The following is a 17048-nucleotide window of genomic DNA, read 5'->3' on the forward strand; positions in this document are numbered from 1 at the left end:
GTACAGAGCATTGATCGGGGGGGCATATTCGTGAATAAGGTTAATATAGAAGACCAAATTGAAATTGGAATACTTGGACTCGGAAATTCTATTCGCCAGGACGAAGGGGTTGGTATTCATCTTTTAGAACGGCTTCGAAATAATCTTCCTCCGGAAATTGTCCTTCTTGATGGAGGAACGGATGGCTTGAGATTATTAGAATTCGTCGAGAATACGAAACGACTGATCGTTTTGGATGCTGTTGAGGCGGGGAAAAAGCCAGGAGAGGTAGTTGTGTGGCGTGGAGATGAAGTGCCGAAGTATACAAGCAATAAACTTTCTGTACATCAAATGAGCTTTGCAGAGGTTTTGTACTGGGCCGGATTCCAAGGACGTACACCGGAGGAAATTGTTGTTATTGGTATCCAGCCTGAGAGTCTGGACTGGGGGACTGAATTAACAGAGACGCTGCAGAGAAGTATTCCGGAGGCCGTTGCTCGAGTCAATAACTGTCTGGAAGAATGGCGTCATGATAATTTGCTCAAGAAGACACCTTAGCTAAGGTTTACATACGAACTGGCCGATATTCATAATAGCAGTTAGTTTTGCGGATGAGAAATTACAGAGTATCTTTGCGTTAAAAATATCACTAGCCTGGTAATTTGAGCAGGTTAGATTAGGCTTCTGCTATAATGTTAGGGGGAAGTTCGTATGCCGACAAGAAGAAGTTTCTTAAAATGTATAGCAGGTTTAGGAGCAGGATTACTTCCCTGGTTAGGTTGGTCAAAGATATCTGAACTTGTAAATCTTCAAGTTGTACAAGCATCGATTCTGACCAAGGACTCGTCCCTAAAGCCGGAGAATTCTATTCTCGTCAAAGATGATTCCTATTTGAACCAGACGGCAATGGATGATATTTTTGCCTTAACTAAGTCAGACATTCAAGGTCGACGGGCTGGAACGGTCGGGGCAGAAAAGGCTGCTGCCTATCTGATGGAACAATTGGAAGGCTTAGGGCTGGAACCTCTGGGCGATTTGATGGAAGATAATACCCGTAATTATACAAATGCTTTTACAGTTTATCCTGTCGTTGAGGAATTTTTCCATGGGCGTTTGACGTTTCGCCCCGGTAATCCCCAAGATTTGCGCACGCCCTGTGTAAACGTCATCGGGGGCGTAATGGGAACGAATAGGAATGAATCGGTAATCTTATCCGCTCACTTTGATCATCTAGGTATATTTCAAGGTTCTCTTTATCCCGGGGCCAATGATAATGCCTCCGGAGTAGGTTGTATTCTTGATGTCATGCGTCGTTTGCTTAAAGAAGGAGTCAAACCAAAACGCAATGTAATATTAGCTTTTTGGAGTGCCGAAGAAATGGGTTTTGTGGGATCATTCTCCTTTTTGCAAAAGCCAACGTTTCCTCTTCAAGGAATTCAAGCTGTATTTAATGTTGACACCATTGGCAATGGTCCTTTGAGGGATTTTTCTATTTGGGCCAGCAGTGATAATAAGGCCGTACAAGCTGTACAGACTGCCGCTTCCGCAGAAAAAATAAGCATACCTTTGACTTCACATGATGGTTATAATAGTGATCAACTGTATTTCAATATGGATCATATTCCGGCAGTAACAATGATGGCTAAAGATTGGCTCTATAAGAATCATACTCCGGCTGATGTCCCTGATTTTGTAAATCCGGAGAAAATTGCTTTGGCGAATAAAATTCTCTATAACGCTGTTCAAGCCATCGCTTTTTAGTCGACTCGAATGTAAATTAAGATAAGCGAGTAGTAGTACGAATTGATAAAATGTCTTTAAAAGCTTCTAGCCATTAAGGCCGGGCTTTTATTTTTTTGAGCTGTAAGGACGTGCAAACTTCATTTGTTTGTTCTTACAGCTGAAAGGGTATTTAGTGATACCAGTGGCAGCAAGAAATTTTTCGTATTTTAGTGGAAAAATATGGGTATTGGGCATATTGTGTACTAGGTTGCAAGAAAGGAGGAAAAGAGAATGGCATTTGGAGCAGCTGGCGGTGGAGCAGGTTTTGGCTGGGGAGCAGGTATTGGAATCGTTGTAGTAATTATCTTGCTTTTAATTGCTATGGGGATTGTATTCTAAAGAATTTAAAAAAGAAAGAGGAGAATAAATTATGTACGGATATGGAGGCTTTGGAGGTTTCGGCGGTTATGGCGGCGGCTATGGATATGGTGGCAGCTGTATCGGAGCAGGGATTATTGCCATTGCAGTTCTTATTTTAATTGCACTTGGAGTTATCTTTTAGATCGGAGTTGTAAATCTAAAATATCACAGACTGCTGGCAATGCTGGCAGTCTGTTTGTATTAATTCATACCACAGTATAAGAACTAAGAAAAAATAACATTTGTAAAATAAGTAACGTTGACGTAAACTATAAATAAGGTGGTTTGCAGAGGAAGCCATTTTTAAAGAGATATGCGAAAGGAAGACGACAACTATTGCTATTGTTTAATAAAAGGCCTGGATTTTATTAGATGTCTTCATGCCTAAATGTAAAATGTTGATGCGGTTATCGTTCTTTCTAGTTGTAGACTATAAAATCTCTAAGAGAATTGATGATTTGCAGAATGGTAATACTTTAAAAGGTACAAAATAAGACAATTATGATTTATGCTAGTAATTTTGGCGAATTTAATCAGGGAAGGATCAAAGTTTATGCAAAATTCACGTTATAAATGGATTGCATTGTCAAATACAACACTTGGAGTATTTATGGCGATGCTCAACGGAAATATTGTATTGATTTCTCTTCCGGCAATTTTTAGAGGAATCCAAATTAATCCCATGGCTCCTGCAAGTACTGCTTATTTGCTCTGGTTGTTGATGGGGTATACCGTGGTGACAGCCACACTATTAGTTTCCTTTGGTAGAATATCCGACATATATGGCCGAGCCCGCTTATATAATCTAGGTTTCGCTATTTTTACGGCAGCTTCAATCTTACTTGCTCTTACCCCGGGAAAGGGGAGCATAGGAGCAACTGAATTAATTCTCTTTCGCCTTTTGCAAGGGGTTGGCTCAGGATTCCTGTTTTCCAACAGCACTGCGATTCTTACGGATGCCTTTCCACCAAATCAAAGGGGCATGGCAATGGGACTAAATCAAATCCTAGGCATCGGCGGTTCCCTAGTAGGTCTAATCCTAGGCGGTCTTTTAGCCGATATTCAATGGCGTTTAGTATTTCTAGTCAGTGTTCCTGTCGGCCTTACGGGTACAATATGGGCCTATCTTAAATTAAAGGATACAGGGTTATTGTTGAGAAAAGAGAAGATCGACTGGTTAGGAAATGGTACCTTTGCCGTTGGCTTAACAGCCCTTCTTCTAGCGTTAACATATGGTATTATGCCCTATGGAACATCGAAAATGGGTTGGGGTAATCCTTGGGTTATTGGCGGCATTATTCTTGGAGTTGTTCTTTTAGCCGGCTTTATATATATTGAACTCGTTACCGAGACGCCTATGTTTCGTCTAGAATTATTTAAAATCAGAGCTTTTGCAGCCGGCAATCTCAGTTTGTTTTTATCATCAGTAGCTCGAGGCGGATTACAGTTCATGCTGATCATCTGGCTTCAGGGAATTTGGCTTCCTCTTCACGGCTATAGTTTTGAGCAAACACCTTTATGGGCGGGGATTTATATGCTCCCAATGATGTTAGGCTTTTTTGTCATGGGACCGGTAAGCGGCTTTCTTTCAGACCGTTTCGGTGCCCGCGGCTTTGCTACGATTGGTATGCTCTTATCAACGCTTGCTTTTATCTTATTAACTTTTTTACCGGCCAACTTCAGTTATTTGCCCTTTGTTATTATCTTGCTGATTGCTGGTATAGGAATGGGGATGTTTGCTGCTCCTAATACAACGGCGATCATGAATACTGTTCCTCCCGAGCATCGAGGAGCTTCTTCCGGTATGCGTGCTACCTTACAAAATACAGGATCGGCTTTAAGTATGACATTATATTTCAGTATATTGATCATTGGCTTAGCTCATCATTTGCCTGCCACCATGTACCAAGGACTTATCGGTGCAGGCGTTCCAGCAGCGACCGCCCAAACGGTTGCCAACTTACCGCCGACGGGAGCTTTGTTCGCCGCCTTTTTAGGTTATAACCCGATGGCCCAACTGTTACCTGCGGCTGTTCTCCATAATCTGCCTCAAGCAAGTCAGCAGCTGATTCTTGGGACGGTTTTCTTTCCTAAACTAATTGCTCCTGCAGTAATGTCTAGTTTGCGAATTGCTTTTTACATTTCTGCCGTGTTGTCAATCATTGGGGCGGTGGCTTCCTATATGCGAGGAAAGACAACTCAGCCCCTTCAATAGTAAACTAAAAAATTTTTTCTTATGATAATAACTACAATGAAATTAACAATTACTTTAAAGAGGTGGGGTAATTATGGCAAAAGCATTTGAAACTATGGTAAAGCAGGCCGTATCGGTAAGTAATCATGATTCAGTAAAAACGGTTCTTCAGGCTTTTGTTGAACATCGGATCAGCGGAGTTCCTGTCATCAATGACAAGAATGAACCAATCGGTTTTATCAGCGATGGTGATATCATGAAAAATATCGGCTATCAGGATCCAAAGATTTTCTTTATCGACGCGTTTAATTCGGCCTCGTGGGTAGATACGGAAACCTTTGATGACAAAATTAAAAATCTCATGAATTGCAATGTTATGGAAATTGCCACCAAACGGGTTATAACCGTGGAAGCAGAAGAGGATCTGGATCAAGTGGCAAAAGTTTTAGGCAATAAAAAAATCAAGAAGGTCCCTGTTGTTTCCCAGGGGAAACTTGTAGGTATTATTAGTCGCGGAGACATTGTGCGATATATCGTAAATAACTTTATCCACTAAGCCTAAGCATCCGATTAATTTGACAGCACGGCAAAGCCCCCATCTTGTGAAACTGATCCTTATCAGTTCCAAGGTGGGGGCTTTTGTCTATGATAACTCCAGGACAACAACTTCTTGGCTTTGAGGCAAGGACGAGGAAGAGATATTTAGATCTTTTGCTTTTTTAATTAAATCAAAGTGTTTAAGGAAACTATCAACACCGGCAATAGGCAATGAAATTGTATCATCCCGTTTATAATGCATTGGTAAAATAATCTTGGGATTCAGCTGACGGATTACTTGATAAGCTTGTTCAGCGTCTATGGTATAAAAGCCTCCCACGGGAATACAGACGATATCTACTTGTCCGACGTTTGATAACTGTTCTGGGGTTAGAACATGTCCAAGATCCCCTAAATGGACAACGGTGACACCATCCATTGTAAATGAAAAAAGAACATTCTTGCCGCGTTTGGATCCCAGGTCGTCATCATGAAATGTTTTTGTGCCTGTTAGCGATAGACCGGAAATATTGTGCTGACCCTCTTCATCAATAATTAGAGGTTTTCCGGGAAGACCTTGAATATAATCGTGGTCATGGTGATGATGGCTCACGGTAATAATGTCCGTATTAACTTCAGGAAGAGGGTATCCCACTTTTTCATTAAAGGGGTCTGTCAGGATTTTTAGGCCCTCCTGATTAGTAAAAAGAAAGCAGGAGTGACCAAACCAACGAATATGCATTGTTATCACCTCTCCTAGGAAATGATTAAAAACGAATAAGCCGCCATAAAACTCCGGGTGGATTTATAGACTGTAAATTTTGAAGCGGAATAGATTGGACTTCTTCGCCGGATTTAATTTTCAAGGTGGCACGATTACTGGTGGCTGGCATTGGTAATTTAGTAGTTTGGGGATCTATGGAATAGTTGACTTTCATGCCAGGATATCCAAAGATTTGTACAGACTTAGACGCCTTTAACGGACTGTTGCTGCCCCAAGCCGTTGTAAGTTCGCCGTAACCCGAGGCAGGTTGGTCTAAAGTATAGAGTTTGAATTGAGAGCGAACTTGGTCCAGTATGTCAGCATTTGCTTGAAGCGCACTTTGGAGAGATTGTTGAGTAACTTGACCTAAAACTGCACCAATAATGTAATGGGTTTCATCGCCAGCAACAACGGGTGTTGCCGAGACAAAACAACCGCCTGCTGCTGTTGTTGATCCTGTTTTAATGCCTGTAATGCCATGTTTTCCAACCATGCTATTGACATTGTATACTGTTCCGGCAACAGGAAGAGTCGCTTGCGGCATAGCAACAATTTGACGAAAAACAGGGTCTTGCATGGCTGCTTGAGCAATTTTTATTTGATCTACAGCGGTGCTGACCGTTGTTTCGCTGACACCGCTGGCATCTGCATAGTGAGTTTTAGTCATACCCAGGGATTTTGCGGTTTCGTTCATTTTGGCAACAAATGCTTCATCTGATCCGGATACCCATCGCCCCAGGGTATCGGCAACATTGTCTCCCGAAGGGAGTAATAGACCTTCCAGGAGTTGCTTTTCAGTGAGGGTTTCCCCTTCTTCAATCTTTAAATATGAATAGCCATTGCTTAAAGCATTTTGATAACCAGCGAAATCTTGGGCACTCATAGTTAAAGCGGGACCGGATTGACCCGGTTGTAAAGGATGAGCTTTTAAGACTAAATAAGCAGTCATAATTTTTGTCACGCTGGCAATTGGAACGGGTGATTGGTTAGAGGTTGACGTTATAACACCTAAATTTTCTGTGCCAACAGCTGATTCACCCTGTTCAGGAAATGTTACCGAAAAATGACCGGGCAATGAAGAGGATGTGGTAGTTAGTTTCGCTTCCACGGTTGGCAGAGGACCATTGTAACGACCAACGGCCAATGCGCATACTAACACAGCAATGAGTAAAACCAAAATTCCTTTGATGGGAACCATCGAAACCTTGCGAGATGGGGAAGTGGACGGAGTCCCAGACATAAAAAAACCTCCTTAAATAGATTAATAGGAACAGTTTAATTTTACAGGAAGAGTTCGGTTTCGACAAATGGTTTCTGAGCAATATATTTATTTTGGACATAAGTTTATTATAGGCAATTAGTATATCTAGCGATGTGAAATAGGTCTAATATACTCAGATAATGTCAAATTAAACTTAATGGATGTCATAAAATGATAAATAATGTAATAATATGATAAAAATACATTATAATAGTTAAAGGATGTTGTACTTTATCATATCTTATAATATACTACTTTTCAGTGATGCAATAATCGTTTTGATGAGGTAAGGAGATAATTTAACATTCAGTGATAAAGGCAAACTCAGTGAGAGCTGAGGACGCAAAGCCACGGGTCTAGCTAAAGATGATAGATAGCCGGGTTACCAAACAAAGAAACTGTGTCGCCGTTCATTGAGTTCGGCGGCTTTTATTTTTAATAAGGAAGGTTTAAGAGAGATTAAGAGGAGGGAGAATTTTTGAATTGGTTGTTAAAGCAAGTTCATACGAATTTAGCTGCAAGTATGACAGCGAATGCCGATTTATTTGATAAGGTTGGTGTATTGTTATTACATAAAGGACAACCAATTACAGAAAGTATTCGAGATCTTCTTGAAAATAGGGAGGTTTTTATTTGGGAGAAAAAAGAAGATGACAATCGTTTGGCTAATATCATTAAACCCTTTCCTAAGGATGTCTATGAAAAATTAGTTGGTTCTTTATGGAATATTTATCATGAGGCAAAACTTATTAGTCAAGAACAGATAAAAAAGACAATCGAACTTGTGGAAACAATTATCAAACAATTAAGACCTATTAATGTATATTTGAATTTAAATATGGTTCAACTTGACGTAGAACAATTTAGACATCATGATTATGGGACCTTTGTGCACAGCTTGAACGTGGCTATTTTAGCGACGTTGACGGCTAGGCGTTTGGGGTATAGTGAGAAAAAACTTAAGTATTTAATTCTGGGAGCTCTTTTGCATGATTTAGGTAAACTGAATATTCCTAAAGAAATTTTGAATAAACCTGGAACTTTGACAGAGGAAGAGCTGCTTCTTATGAAGCAGCATCCACAGTTTGGTGCGGAGATGCTTAAAAACTCTCGGGTATTGCCAAGTGTATTTGAGACAGTCATTAAACATCATGAACGCTGGAATGGCACAGGCTATCCTTGCGGTTTAAAAAAGGATGACATACATCTCGATGCTCAAATTGTAGCTGTGACCGACGTGTTTGACGCCTTAACTGCCGACAGACCCTATCGAAAAGGTTTGCCGCCTTACTATGCTTTGGAGATGATCATTGCAGGGGCGGGAAAGGGTTATAATCCCACAGTGGTGAAAGCTTTTCGTGAAAGTCTAATCTTATATCCGGAAAATGCAGTTATAACACTTAATACCGGTGAAATAGGAGTAGTTGCGGCTGTTCCCATGCAAATGCCTACACGGCCTCTGATACGTCTGTTAAAAGATAATAAAGGGCGGTTAATCAACAAGGAACAATATATAGATTTAATGCAAGATTTAACTCGTTTTATTGGGCGTATTGAGTTTAACCTTCCAATGCGAGGCTATCCATAGGATGGGAATCCAAATGGAAACAAAAGGAAAAATAAGGTAACTTTCAGCAAAAGAAAGCTTTGTACTTAAATAGAATCCTTTTTTTACCCCGAAAGCAATTCCTAGAAAAGCGGCACATAATAAGAACCGCCATTTTATGCCTTTCAAATTTAGCACAGTTTCTAATCCCCAAGTCGTCATATAAAAGAAAGCACAACATTTTATTACTAAGGCTCCAAGCCAAACTCCCATAAATAACGATTCCACGCCGGCCACGGTCCTGCTTAATTCTACCATTTTGCCCAATTCGAGAATGCCAAAGGATAAACGAACTGTTTCTCTTGGTCCAAAGACAAGAATTTGAATTAAAACTACGATAGTATTTAAAATTCCAACTAGAAAAGCTGCACGCCAAATCCCCGTCTTAAATTGGCTTTTTCCTTGCTGATTGTTATGAGGCAGAAATGTTATAATTCCTGCTAAGAACATGGAATAGACCATTGGAAAGGGTATTACTTTAATAGCGCTCCATAAAAGAGGCTTCACTCCGTTTCCGAAAAAAGGAAGAAGTTCGTTCTGTTCAATTCGCGGAACTGTTAGGACAATGTTAAAAACTAAGGCAACAACGATGATGGGCAAGAGGACTTCGGAAAAGCGAGCAAAGACTTCGATTCCGGAAGATGCCAAATAGAATACTAGAAGCAGACCACCAAGGTAAAAGACCCAACGAGGCACCAAGGGCATGATAGATTGTTCATAAATAATTCCGATAAAAGCCAAAAGTAACCCGCCATAATAACAAGATATCACAATATAGAGAGAACCTATAATTTTGCCAGTCCATTTGCCAAAGATAATTTCCGAAATATTCAACAAACTCTTGCGGGGGTATTGGGTTGATAATGAAAGTATCATAATACCGTAAGGAATTGTTAAAGCAAAGGCAGGCATAATAGACATCCAACCGTCTCGTCCGCCTGCTTCGGTAACAAAAGTAGCTATGAGAAGGAAAGTTCCGCCCATGAGTACAGATGCTCCTAAGGTCATGAATTGGTGTGCTGAAATTCTTTCCATAGTTCCCTTCCCGTTGTTAGCTTCTCATGTTTGTTTAACAGTTATGTCAAATTTCGAAAACAAACATGGTATCCATTAGTTTTACCCGTCAATCATTCAATTATCCTCCAACAGAAAAACAAAGCAGCCCCGTTTCGTTCAATACCGAAACAGGGCTGCTTTGTTTTTGGAATGTTATGCGTATTAACGTTTGCGAATTCCGCCGCCGCCAAAGATAAGAAATATATCTAGAATAAATGTAAACAAATTAATGAAATCTAAAAAGATGCTTAGGGTGACTAAAACAGCATTGTCAGCACGGCTATATTTTGCTCTTTGAAAATCTAAGGCCGTCATCAGGGAAAAAAGAATAGCGCCTCCTAAACCGATCAGCAAACCGAAAGGACTGAAAAAGCTGCTGAAAATCGTTGAAAGAATTGTAACTCCCAGCAGGACTAATAAGCCAATAAAGAGTGCTTTTGCCATACCGCTTATATTACGCTTTGTCATGAGCCCATAAGCACCAAAAGCGGCAAAGACGATAAAGGTTACTAAAGCAGCTTGCCCAAGTACTAAAAGTCCTTCAGTCGTTGCGGCTAGAGCTTGGACGATTGGTCCAAGAACAGCTCCCGCACATGCTGCAAAGAGCAGGGCCAGTCCTGCAGTTAAACCGGCAGCAGGATCGTCTCCTCGTACGACGGCTCGTCGGCTCACGATCGGAATAATAAAGAGCAACAAAAATTCCAAGATAGCAGCAGGCATAAAATATTGCGGAGGTACTAGAAAAGCTCCGGCAGCCATCGCTAAGAACATAAAGGATAAAAGGCCCATGACCTGGGATAACGAAACAGTCTTGACCTTTTTAATGTCAATAACATAAGGATTTTGATAATAATGGGATGAATTTTCAAATGGTGACATTAGCGTTACACCTCTTTCGTTTGTTTTTAGATTAGTGACTTTAACCTTATAGTATCACGACATTCCTTACTTTACTAACAAATCTCTAAAATTTCACAAAACCTTAAAAAGTTCTTTACCAAATTCCTTCTAAATTCACCTATAATACAAAATACCTGAACTATGTTTTCAGCTACTACAAAAACGAAGTTTAGTTTATCAATTCTATTGATTTTAGATATTGTTTGAGGTTTTAAGGAGTTGATGCATACATATACGTAAATTTTATAAGGCTTTAATAACTGACGAAGCGTCTCGACTCTGGTTTTTTGAGTTGTTCATAAGGTTAGGCAGATTATAGTAAATTAAGAAACCTGAAAGTAGGGAAATGATTCTATGAGGAAATTACCGACTTTGTTTCTAACCGCGTTATTTACATTTTCGTCTGTTCTCCCCGTATTGGCTTCAACGGATACGTCAACCATTTCTCCCGTTATCAATAGAATGGCAGGTCAAGATCGTTATGAAACGTCAAGCACAATTGCCGAACAAGGTTGGCCTAATGGTTCAACAAATTGTATCTTAGCCTTTGGAGGTAATTTCACGGATAGTCTTGCTGCTGTACCCCTGGCAAAAAAATATGATGCCCCGATATTACTTACTGAGAGCACAACGCTGCCGGCAATCACCAAAAAAACATTAACTGATTTGAAAACCAAAAATGTTACAATAATAGGTGGTACTGGAGTGATCTCTGCTGCTATAGATACTGAACTACAAGCAATGGGGATAACAACCAATAGGATTTATGGGTACGATAAATATGAAACTGCAATAGCTGTAGCTAAGCAAGTGACCTCGTCACCAACGATGCTGTTTGTTTGTACTTCTGACGATTTCACCGATGCTCTTTCAATTTCACCTGTCGCAGCAATTAAACAAGATCCAATCATTCTTGTATCTCAAGACAGTATCCCTGAATCGGTTAAAAACTATATTTCTGCAAACAACGGTATTGTCAAGACTTATGTTATCGGTGATTCCGATGAAATTAGTGATAGTGTTGCTAATCAATTTCCCAATTATGAAAGGATTGCTGGTAATGACAGCTATAGCACAAATATTGCTGTTAACAATCAATTCGCCAGTGTTTTTGGCACTAAAATTACAACTGTAGCTTCCGGTGAACAATTTCCTGATGCCCTAAGCGGAAGTGCTCTAGCCTCAAAAATTGCTGCTCCTATAATTTTAATCAACAATTCTCCGGCAGATGTGACAAGAAGTTATTATCAAGACAGAATTGCCAATGGTTTAAACGGTGACAGCAATGTAACACCTACCGTTGATATATTTGGCGGAACAGTTGTTATCCCTGATAGTGTTATGTCAGGGTTAGCACAGGGAAAGGCCGGAGTAAGTCATTTAAGTCCTGTTAGTGTAACAACTGCAATCGGAATTGCCCCAGTGCTGCCTTCAACGGTAACGGCTACTATGATGGATGGGACAACCAAAACAGTAAATGTCACTTGGCCAATTATAGAATCAAGCAGGTATGGATCAGCGGGTAGTTTTTGCGTAACAGGTACAATTGCTGAATCGACAACGGTTAAGCCTATAGCTACCGTTGAGGTTAGACATGAGAATCCAATTCCTATTATAACAGTTGATCAAATTCAGCAAGATATTTTGGGCACATGGACAACATCTGATGGAAAATACACCTTAAACTTTGAAAATGATGGAACCTTAGAAGTCTCTCAAGAAAATACCGGATATACGACTAATTATAAAGCTGCGTATTCTTTTCCCAATAGTACAATGATCAAAATTACAAACTCCAGCTGGACTGAAGAAGATAATTTTGTTTTAATCGGTAAGTATTTAGAAATTTATAATATGGGTATTCCACATATAACAGGTAATAATATAATAACAGGCACTTCCGCTTATACAGGTTACCTAAATCATCCAACGAGTTTTACTCCTTCTACAGATCCGGTTAATTTCATTTTTATGAAGACAAACTGACATTAGCCTAGTTTATCCAGATGCCACCCACTTCTTGTAAGTGGAAGTGGGTGGTTTGGGGGGATATATGAGAAAAAAGTGCTTTGGCTGAGTTACGCCAAAGCACTTTTTTATTAAAATAATATGGCTGTTAATTAACGGCGAATTATTTATACCTTCGGGCTCCAAGATAATTTTTAACATAAAAGCTGTCACTCAAGTTGGTAATAGTTACCCCTTTTTTAGGGTTATCAGCATGAACAAATTTCCCGCCGCCGATGTAAATACCTACGTGAGATGCTCCCTTAGAATACGTAGAAAAGAAAACTAAGTCTCCCGGTTGGAGGTTACTCTCGCTGACAGAATCGCCTGAAGCATATTGGGCATAAGATGTTCGAGGAAGAGAAATACCAGATCCAGCATAAACATACTGAGTAAATCCGGAACAATCAAATCCTTTTAACGTTGTCCCGCCAAAAATATAGGGCTTACCCACTAAACTTACAGCATGGTCGATGATGTCAGAATGGTTAATGTCGCCGCGAGATACATTGGTCTCATCAGTCCTAGTATTATTTGACACAGCCTGAGCAACTTGAGTTATATGTACTGATGATGTACTTTTAGGAAGAGAGCTTTCCGCTGTTTGCGTAGTTTTCGCCTGAATTTGATTATTCTTTGGAGCAGCTGCTGTAACGGTTGCTGCTGCTTTATAGATTGGCTCTGTTTTCTCTGAAGATAACCGTTGGTGAATAAATTGAGGAACAATGAACGACGTTGAAAAGGAATCCAATTTGCTAGGATTCGTGAAAGAATCGAAACTCAAGGTTTGAGACGTTGATGGCATTAAAACATTCCCCACCAAGAGCATTCCGGATAGAATGACACCTGATAGTCGGAACAGGCCTGGAGACAATTTCATTCCCTTTTCACCTTTCATAGCTTACGAGGTTAGTTGTCGGATTCGGGCGAAGGTAACAGCCCTACGCCATAGTGGCGATTCACCCCGTATAGAAATAAAATCCCCCGCTCTAGAGTAATCTCTAGATTCAGCTTTATTTTTCTTTGTCATATTTTTCATAAACAAGAATTCGACAGAATTCGCCAATATCCTCTAAAACGAAATGTGTAATATTTGGTAAAGAGCCATTTTTAGACATAACGATACCATTGTAATAATTACCATACGAATCAGAGAGAGCTTTTGGTTACCGCGAGAGGAAATGACTAACAATGTATCGAATGTTTACAGTTGGGTGATTAAACTACCGGTATTTTTGTATTTGTAGAAGAATCTGAAGGTAATTTGGGGTGAGCCCCCCTAAAAAAGGAGAAACCCTATCGTATAAGAGGGTAGGAGGAAGAAAGCATGCCGGAATGGGAAGACCAATCGACGTGGCAGCGTTTGAAAGAGGATTCGAAAGCCCGAGAGGATTTTTTGGCCAAATCTCAAATGTTTATTTGTCATGTGGCTAGCCAGGCGTGTTTTCATTTTCTGGAATGGGGCAGGGATGAGGAATTATCCGAGGCTTTGATCGCTTTTAATGAAGCCATCGATTTGTTTATTGCTGATAAAGGCGTGCCTTTTTTAGCATTTGCCAGAGTTTTAATCAAAAGGCGCCTTATTGATTATCATCGGAAACAGCGGTCACAGCTGACAAATTCACTCGACCAAGAGGATATTGGACGAGACATTGAAATTCATCTGAGTTTAAATGAATTCAAAGAGAAAGAACAAAACCGGGAGAGGGCGGCGGAAATTCAACAGTTTACGCAAGCTTTGGCGGCAGTAAACCTTACCTTTCAAGATTTAGTTGCAGCTTCACCCAAACATCGAGATTCTCGTGAGACATTGCTTAGGGCGGCAAGAGAACTGGCATTTGACGAAGAACTATGGGCCCATGTTGAACGAACTGGAAAAGTCCCTATGCAAGCTTTAGCACTGAAAACTCAGATTCACCCTAAAGTTTTGGAAAGGGGACGGAAATATATCTTAGCAGTAGCTTTGCTTATAGCCAATCAACATGACTATATATATTTAAGAGAATATGTCACCTCGCGGGAAAAGGGGGGAGAAAATGAGTAAGTTGAAAGCTGTGGTACTGGAGAAATCCGGGTTTCGCTACACTGTTTTAGGAAATGACGGCGCTTTTCGCCATGTTTACAGGCGACGGAACATTGAAGCAGGCGAGGAAATCGAAGTTCGGACAGGTATAATGAATGCAAACAGCCTGCGTATTGGGGCAGGGGTAGCCGCATTATTCCTCTTAGTCTTGATGGCTTGTTTGGGATGGAACCTTTATCAAGCACCAACTGCAGTTGCGTTGCTCTCAGTAGACATTAATCCAAGTTTACAATTTACGATTGACTCCCAAGGGCGCTTATTAAAGTTCCAGAGCGAAAATGATGATGCCAAAAGCATGTTAAGTCAGTTAGATCTTAAAGGACAGCCACTAGATAAGGCCCTTGAACAAATTATCACCCAATCTTATGATCATAAATTCCTGAATTCCCAACAAAACTGGGTCGTGGTGGGATATTCTCCAATGTCAGATAAAACCTCAGATCAAATGCCTAAAGAACTTAACGATCAACAAATCGCTTTATGGGTCACGAGAGCAATTAAGAAAAATGGGTTTACTCCACAGGTTGCAGTTTTTCCTCTGACCTCTCAGGAGCGCGAGCTAGCACAACAAGGAGAATTGACTCTTGGGGAATATGCGCTTTGGCAGACTGCTCAAAAGGCCGGAGTCGAGACGCAAGCTCAGAAACTAAAAGATAATTCAGAACGGGATCGATTACTTGAAAATCCCCAGGTTCAAGAGCAGATCAAGACTGGTAAACATGGGATGGAATTAAGTACGCCTCAAACGAATGGAAATGTAAGGCCTGATTCTGGATCCTCTGATCAATCAAATAAAGAAACGAAAGGAAAGCCAAAGCCTGATAAATTGCCGCCCTCCTCAGCTAAAATGCCCGGCAATGGTTTCAATACGGAGCAAAAACAACAGAGGGGCAATGGCAATGATTCTATGAATAATAGACATGAAAAGCCTCAGATGAATAAAGGCTCAAATCGTTTTCCGGGAGAATTCAAGAAAAAAGCGGAAAAGGGCACACCCAACGAGAGTTCAAAAGGATAACGGAGCATTAACTAATAGTAAAAGCATAAATCCAAATTAAACATGTTCAAATAAGCAGCTAATGAACTGATAAGATAATTTTCGTCATTGCATTTTTGGGATAGCGGATGTTAAAATGTATAACAATATGACGTAAGTTCTTGTTCATTAAAATCTTAAAAAGTTCAGGATTTAAACTCAATTGCCTGTAGTGATCTGGTATTGACAATTTACTCTATTAATGGTAACATTTGAACTCGGTCAAGGTAGACGAAAAATTTGGTATCACTCAGTCTTAAACCTGGATTTTAAGCTATTAATTTTTCCTCTTGACAAGGTTAAGTTAAAGTGCTAAAATACAATTCTGGCATCAATTCGATCACCTCCTTCCAAAGGAGAGTGGTTTTGAGCAAAGGCTCTGGCCGGGGATCTGTATAATTGTTTTGTTTGGGGGTATAGCTCAGCTGGGAGAGCACCTGCCTTGCAAGCAGGGGGTCAGCGGTTCGATCCCGCTTACCTCCACCATTAGAAAACTTCTGTATCTTAAGAATTGAAATGGGTAGGTGGCCGAGTGGTTAAAGGCGACAGACTGTAAATCTGTTCCGCGAGGTACGATGGTTCGAATCCATCCCTGCCCACCAATTAAAAAGTGTTATTTTTGGAGGGGTGTCCGAGTGGTTTAAGGAGCTGGTCTTGAAAACCAGTGACTCCGCAAGGGGCCGTGGGTTCGAATCCCACCCCCTCCGCCATTATATTGCCATTGTAGCTCAGTCGGTAGAGCGTATCCTTGGTAAGGATAAGGTCACCGGTTCAATCCCGGTCAATGGCTCCAGCTATTGCGGGAGTGGCGTAACTGGCAGACGCGCACGTTTGAGGGGCGTGTGGGTAACTCCGTACGGGTTCAAGTCCCGTCTTCCGCACCAAATATACTTGGAGAAGTACTCAAGTGGCTGAAGAGGACGGTTTGCTAAACCGTTAGGGTGGGTAACTGCCGCGAGGGTTCAAATCCCTCCTTCTCCGCCAGATCCATTCCTCGATAGCTCAATGGTGGAGCAACCGGCTGTTAACCGGTAGGTTGTAGGTTCGAGTCCTACTCGGGGAGCCATTTATTGCGGGTGTAGCTCAATGGTAGAGCACTAGCCTTCCAAGCTAGCTACGTGAGTTCGATTCTCATCACCCGCTCCAGTAATACTTATGGCGGCATAGCCAAGTGGTAAGGCAGAGGTCCGCAAAACCTCGACCCCCTCGTTCGAATCAGGGTGCCGCCTCCAATTGCCGATGTGGCGGAACTGGCAGACGCACGGGACTTAAAATCCCGCGGGTTAATAGCCCGTACCGGTTCGATTCCGGTCATCGGCACCATTACATAATTAATAAGCTGGAAAATATCATAGGGTTATCTTTTCTTTTGACGTAATAATACGTTGGCTTTGTGAAAGAAATTTGCCAACGTATTTTGTCGTTTTTGAGTTTAGTTGTGGTCTCATTAACTGTAAAAACCTAATATTGGCAAGAAAAAATGC

General features: G+C 40.9%; 14 protein-coding genes, 10 tRNA genes and 2 riboswitches. Of the genes, 19 read left to right on the forward strand and 5 right to left on the reverse strand.

The window, feature by feature from the left end:
• The first annotated feature begins 30 nt into the window (after positions 1 to 30).
• The 5 genes from B5771_RS20100 to B5771_RS20115 all read left to right on the forward strand — a co-directional run bounded on the left by B5771_RS20100 (position 31) and on the right by B5771_RS20115 (position 4871).
• The gene (locus tag B5771_RS20100; RefSeq protein WP_172408325.1) at positions 31 to 537 is read left to right on the forward strand and encodes a HyaD/HybD family hydrogenase maturation endopeptidase; all 507 of its coding nucleotides are present in this window, start codon (positions 31 to 33) and stop codon (positions 535 to 537) included.
• 153 nt (positions 538 to 690) lie between these two features.
• Complete coding sequence (locus tag B5771_RS20105; protein WP_088189128.1) at positions 691 to 1740, forward strand: M20/M25/M40 family metallo-hydrolase; 1050 nt, start codon at positions 691 to 693, stop codon at positions 1738 to 1740.
• 391 nt (positions 1741 to 2131) lie between these two features.
• Positions 2132 to 2263, forward strand: a complete 132-nt coding sequence (locus tag B5771_RS25135; RefSeq protein ID WP_282433365.1) for a hypothetical protein — start codon at positions 2132 to 2134, stop codon at positions 2261 to 2263.
• 411 nt (positions 2264 to 2674) lie between these two features.
• Positions 2675 to 4336: an MFS transporter gene (locus B5771_RS20110; RefSeq protein WP_242966911.1), complete on the forward strand. Its 1662-nt coding sequence runs from the start codon at positions 2675 to 2677 to the stop codon at positions 4334 to 4336.
• A 73-nt stretch (positions 4337 to 4409) separates the two neighbouring features.
• Positions 4410 to 4871 (forward strand): CBS domain-containing protein, encoded by a 462-nt coding sequence (locus B5771_RS20115; protein WP_207652721.1) that lies wholly within the window; start codon positions 4410 to 4412, stop codon positions 4869 to 4871.
• An 87-nt stretch (positions 4872 to 4958) separates the two neighbouring features.
• Here the strand turns inward: B5771_RS20115 and B5771_RS20120 are convergent, their stop codons facing one another.
• Positions 4959 to 5594: an MBL fold metallo-hydrolase gene (locus B5771_RS20120; protein ID WP_088189130.1), complete on the reverse strand. Its 636-nt coding sequence runs from the start codon at positions 5592 to 5594 to the stop codon at positions 4959 to 4961.
• Positions 5595 to 5619: 25 nt separating this feature from the next.
• Positions 5620 to 6855, reverse strand: a complete 1236-nt coding sequence (locus B5771_RS20125; RefSeq protein ID WP_088189131.1) for a D-alanyl-D-alanine carboxypeptidase — start codon at positions 6853 to 6855, stop codon at positions 5620 to 5622.
• A gap of 328 nt (positions 6856 to 7183) precedes the next feature.
• Positions 7184 to 7266, forward strand: a riboswitch (cyclic di-GMP riboswitch).
• 88 nt (positions 7267 to 7354) lie between these two features.
• Here B5771_RS20125 and B5771_RS20130 point away from each other — a divergent pair.
• A complete protein-coding gene (locus B5771_RS20130; RefSeq protein WP_242966912.1) occupies positions 7355 to 8464 on the forward strand; it encodes an HD-GYP domain-containing protein in 1110 nt (369 codons plus the stop codon).
• Here the strand turns inward: B5771_RS20130 and B5771_RS20135 are convergent.
• Entirely contained in the window at positions 8408 to 9517 is a 1110-nt protein-coding gene (locus B5771_RS20135; RefSeq protein WP_088189132.1) for an endospore germination permease, read from the reverse strand. The two genes, B5771_RS20130 and B5771_RS20135, sit on opposite strands and share 57 nt — an antisense overlap.
• Positions 9518 to 9700: 183 nt before the next feature.
• Positions 9701 to 10417: a Bax inhibitor-1 family protein gene (locus tag B5771_RS20140; RefSeq protein ID WP_088189133.1), complete on the reverse strand. Its 717-nt coding sequence runs from the start codon at positions 10415 to 10417 to the stop codon at positions 9701 to 9703.
• Positions 10418 to 10792: 375 nt separating this feature from the next.
• Between B5771_RS20140 and B5771_RS20145 the strand changes: the two genes are divergently transcribed.
• A complete protein-coding gene (locus B5771_RS20145; protein ID WP_088189134.1) occupies positions 10793 to 12424 on the forward strand; it encodes a cell wall-binding repeat-containing protein in 1632 nt (543 codons plus the stop codon).
• Between the two features lie 145 nt (positions 12425 to 12569).
• Here B5771_RS20145 and B5771_RS20150 read toward each other — a convergent pair whose 3' ends face one another.
• Complete coding sequence (locus B5771_RS20150; protein WP_088189135.1) at positions 12570 to 13325, reverse strand: C40 family peptidase; 756 nt, start codon at positions 13323 to 13325, stop codon at positions 12570 to 12572.
• A gap of 3 nt (positions 13326 to 13328) precedes the next feature.
• A riboswitch (cyclic di-AMP (ydaO/yuaA leader) is annotated at positions 13329 to 13468 on the reverse strand.
• A 304-nt stretch (positions 13469 to 13772) separates the two neighbouring features.
• Between B5771_RS20150 and sigI the strand changes: the two genes are divergently transcribed.
• The 12 genes from sigI (at position 13773) to B5771_RS20210 (ending at position 16887) form a co-directional block, all read left to right on the forward strand.
• The gene (gene sigI, locus B5771_RS20155; RefSeq protein WP_088189136.1) at positions 13773 to 14489 is read left to right on the forward strand and encodes an RNA polymerase sigma-I factor; all 717 of its coding nucleotides are present in this window, start codon (positions 13773 to 13775) and stop codon (positions 14487 to 14489) included.
• Entirely contained in the window at positions 14482 to 15546 is a 1065-nt protein-coding gene (locus B5771_RS20160) for a hypothetical protein (RefSeq protein ID WP_088189137.1), read from the forward strand. Before sigI ends, B5771_RS20160 begins: the two co-directional genes overlap by 8 nt.
• 428 nt (positions 15547 to 15974) lie before the next feature.
• A tRNA-Ala gene (locus B5771_RS20165) sits at positions 15975 to 16050 on the forward strand.
• Between the two features lie 32 nt (positions 16051 to 16082).
• Positions 16083 to 16166: transfer RNA gene (locus tag B5771_RS20170), tRNA-Tyr, on the forward strand.
• 19 nt (positions 16167 to 16185) lie between these two features.
• Positions 16186 to 16274, forward strand: a tRNA-Ser gene (locus B5771_RS20175).
• A 7-nt stretch (positions 16275 to 16281) separates the two neighbouring features.
• Positions 16282 to 16357 (forward strand) — tRNA-Thr (locus B5771_RS20180).
• A 6-nt stretch (positions 16358 to 16363) separates the two neighbouring features.
• Positions 16364 to 16448: transfer RNA gene (locus B5771_RS20185), tRNA-Leu, on the forward strand.
• A gap of 9 nt (positions 16449 to 16457) precedes the next feature.
• Positions 16458 to 16548: transfer RNA gene (locus B5771_RS20190), tRNA-Ser, on the forward strand.
• 7 nt (positions 16549 to 16555) lie between these two features.
• Positions 16556 to 16630: transfer RNA gene (locus tag B5771_RS20195), tRNA-Asn, on the forward strand.
• A gap of 6 nt (positions 16631 to 16636) precedes the next feature.
• Positions 16637 to 16710 (forward strand) — tRNA-Gly (locus tag B5771_RS20200).
• Between the two features lie 11 nt (positions 16711 to 16721).
• Positions 16722 to 16796 (forward strand) — tRNA-Cys (locus B5771_RS20205).
• Positions 16797 to 16799: 3 nt separating this feature from the next.
• Positions 16800 to 16887: transfer RNA gene (locus tag B5771_RS20210), tRNA-Leu, on the forward strand.
• The last annotated feature ends 161 nt before the right edge of the window (positions 16888 to 17048 follow it).

Source organism: Desulfosporosinus sp. FKA (genome assembly GCF_002196785.1).
Classification (GTDB): domain Bacteria; phylum Bacillota; class Desulfitobacteriia; order Desulfitobacteriales; family Desulfitobacteriaceae; genus Desulfosporosinus; species Desulfosporosinus acididurans.